Source organism: Streptomyces sp. NPDC005070 (assembly GCF_053600395.1).
The window spans coordinates 1-2,865 of the sequence record NZ_JBSFZS010000345.1 but is presented as its reverse complement, the minus strand read 5'-3'; the positions used below and the strand labels follow the sequence as shown (position 1 = coordinate 2,865).

The 2,865-nt window shown below is 72.0% G+C and carries 2 protein-coding genes; one reads left to right on the top strand and one right to left on the bottom strand.

What is annotated here, in order from left to right; all coding sequences use genetic code 11:
* The coding region (locus ACWEBX_RS38845; protein ID WP_451889419.1) for a prolyl oligopeptidase family serine peptidase at window positions 1-2,028 on the top strand (2,028 nt) is incomplete at its 5' end.
* Window positions 2,029-2,060: 32 nt separating this feature from the next.
* Here the strand turns inward: ACWEBX_RS38845 and ACWEBX_RS38840 are convergent.
* The coding region (locus ACWEBX_RS38840; protein ID WP_451889418.1) for an RNA-guided endonuclease InsQ/TnpB family protein at window positions 2,061-2,865 on the bottom strand (805 nt) is incomplete at its 5' end.

The following is a 2,865-nucleotide window of genomic DNA, read 5'->3' as shown; positions in this document are numbered from 1 at the left end:
GCGCGGAACCCCGCCACCACCGCGTGGTGCGCCGCTCAGGACCTGCTCTACGCCGAGGAGGAGGCCCGCTGGCCGGCCCGTGACGCTCTGTTCGCGCGCATGACCGCCCTGCTCGCCGGAGGCGGGGGCCGTCCGCCGGTGGCGCGCGGCGGGCGGGAGTTCCACACGCGCAGGGAACCCGGGCGTGAACTCGCCGCACTGGCCGTCCGCGAGGCCGGCCGGACGCGGATCCTGCTCGACCCGCTGGACACCGATCCGGCCGGTACGACGGTACTCGACGCCTGGGAACCCTCCTGGGAAGGCGACCTCGTGGCCGTCCAGCTCTCCTCGGGCGGTACGGAACACTCGGTGCTGCGCGTGCTCGACGCGGCGACGGGCGAGACGGTCGACGGGCCCGTGCACAGGGTCCGCCGTTCTCCCGTGGCCTGGCTGCCGGGCGGCCGGGCCTTCTACTACGTACGCCGACTGTCGTCCGGGGACGCGCCCGCCGGGGCCGGACCCCGTCGCCGCGTGTATCTGCACCGGCTCGGCACACCGGCCGACGAGGACGTGGAGATCTTCGGCGCCGGACGGTCGGACACCCAGTACTACACCGTCGCCACCGCCTCCGACGGCCGACTCCTGATCATCGGCGCCAGCGAAGGCACCTCCCCGCACACCGACCTGTGGACCGGCGACCTGACCACGAACGGACCCGACCGGCCCGACCTGCGCCGCCTTCAGTACGCCGCCGACGGCCGCACCGCCGTCCGCCTCAGGCCGGGTGCGGGACCGCTGCTGCTGAGGACCACGGCCGGTGCCCCGCGCGGCCGGATCGCCGCGGCCCCCCGCGACGCCACACAGCCGGGCCAGACTGATCCGCACCAGGCTGATCCGCGCCCCTGGCGCACTCTGGTGGCCGAGCAACCCGGCACCGTACTCCAGGACTTCACGGTCCTCGACGGCCCGGCACTGGACCGGCCGCTCCTAGCCGTCGTACGAACCCGGCACGCGGTCGGTGAGTTGACGCTGCACGATGCCAGGACCGGCGCCCGGACCGGGAACGTACCCCTGCCGGGACGAGGAACGATCACGTCACTGACTGCACGTCAAGAAGCAGGCCATGAACTGTGGTTCGCCTACACCGACCACAGCACCCCCACCGTCGTCCTCCACTACGACGCCGTATCGGGACGCCTGAGCCCCTGGGCCGGCGGCTCCCCGGAAATGGCCCCCGTCGAGGGCGTACACGTCACCCAGGAGGTCGTGCGCTCCCGCGACGGCACCGAGGTGCACATGTTCGTCATGTCCCCCACAGGCCGCCCCGGCAGACCGCGCCCCGCCGTCCTCACCGGCTACGGCGGCTTCGGCGCCTCCATGACTCCCGGCTTCACCCCCCAGGCCATCCCCTGGGTGCGCGCGGGCGGTGTGTACGCGGTGGCCTGCGTGCGCGGCGGGGGAGAGGAGGGCGAGGAGTGGCACCGCGCCGGACGCCGCGAGCACAAGCACAACACCTTCGACGACTTCGACGCGGCGGCGGACCACCTGCTCCGCAACCGGTGGGCCGCCCCCGGCCGGCTCGGCGTCCTCGGCAGCTCCAACGGCGGTCTGCTGGCCGCCGCCGCGCTGACCCGCCGCCCGGAGACCTACGGCGCCGTCGTGTGCGCGGCACCCCTGCTCGACATGGTGCGCTACGAACTGTCGGGCATGGGGGCGAGCTGGCGCGACGAGTACGGAAGTGCCGCGGACCCCGCTCAGTTCGCGCACCTCCTCGCGTACTCGCCCTACCACCAGGTGCGCGAGGGCGCGCCCTACCCGCCCGTGCTGCTCGCCGTCTTCGACGGCGACACACGCGTCGACCCCGCGCACGCCCGCAAGATGTGCGCCGCCCTGCAATGGGCCGGAACCGGTCACGCGCCGGTCGTACTGCGCACCGAGCGCGGTGTCGGCCACGGCGCCCGCGCCTCCTCGCGCAGCGCCCGCCTCTACGCGGACGTCATGGCCTTCTTCGCCCACCACCTGGGCCTTCACCTGCCGGGGGACCACTGACTTGGCTTCCTCCCCTCCTGAAGGAGGGATTCCTACGGCTCGCGCCGTGGGGGTTTCTGCTTCATCGCCGACTGCCCGCCCGGAGTGCTCCGTTGAGGTCTTACGCCAGCTCCACAGACAGACGCCGTCAGCCCGACGGCCAGGATGTTCTTCGCCGCGTTCACGTCCCGGTCATGGGTCGTCCCGCAGTGGCATGTCCAGGTTCGGACGTGCAGCGGCATCTTGTCCTGCAGGCTGCCGCAGGCGGAGCAGAGCTTGGAGGAGGGGAACCAACGGTCGATCACGATCAGTTCGCGGCCATACCAGTGGGCCTTGTACTCCAGCATGCTCCGGAACTTGCTCCATGCCGCATCACTGATGGCACGGGCCAGTTTCCGGTTCTTGACCATATTGCGGACGGTGAGGTCCTCGATCACGATCGTTTGATTCTCACGAACGAGCCGAGTGGTGAGCTTGTGCAGGTGATCGCGCCTGCGGTCGGCGATGCGGGCGTGAATCCCCGCGACCTTCCGGCGGGCCTTAGCCCGGTTCGCGCCCTCGCCCCCGGCCTTGCGGGCGAGCTGTCGCTGGGCCCGGGCGAGCCGGGCCCGATCGCGGCGCTCGTGCCGGGGGTTGGCGATCTTCTCGCCGGCGGAGAGGACCACCAGGTGATCCAGTCCGACGTCGATGCCGACGGCCGCATCCGTGGCCGGCAGCGGCTCAACGGAGGGGTCCTCGCAGAGCACGGAAACGAACCAGCGGCCGACCGCGTCCTGCGACACCGTCACCGTGGACGGCGATACACCGACGGGGAGCGCACGGGACCACACGATGTCGAGCGGCTCCGCCATCTTCGCC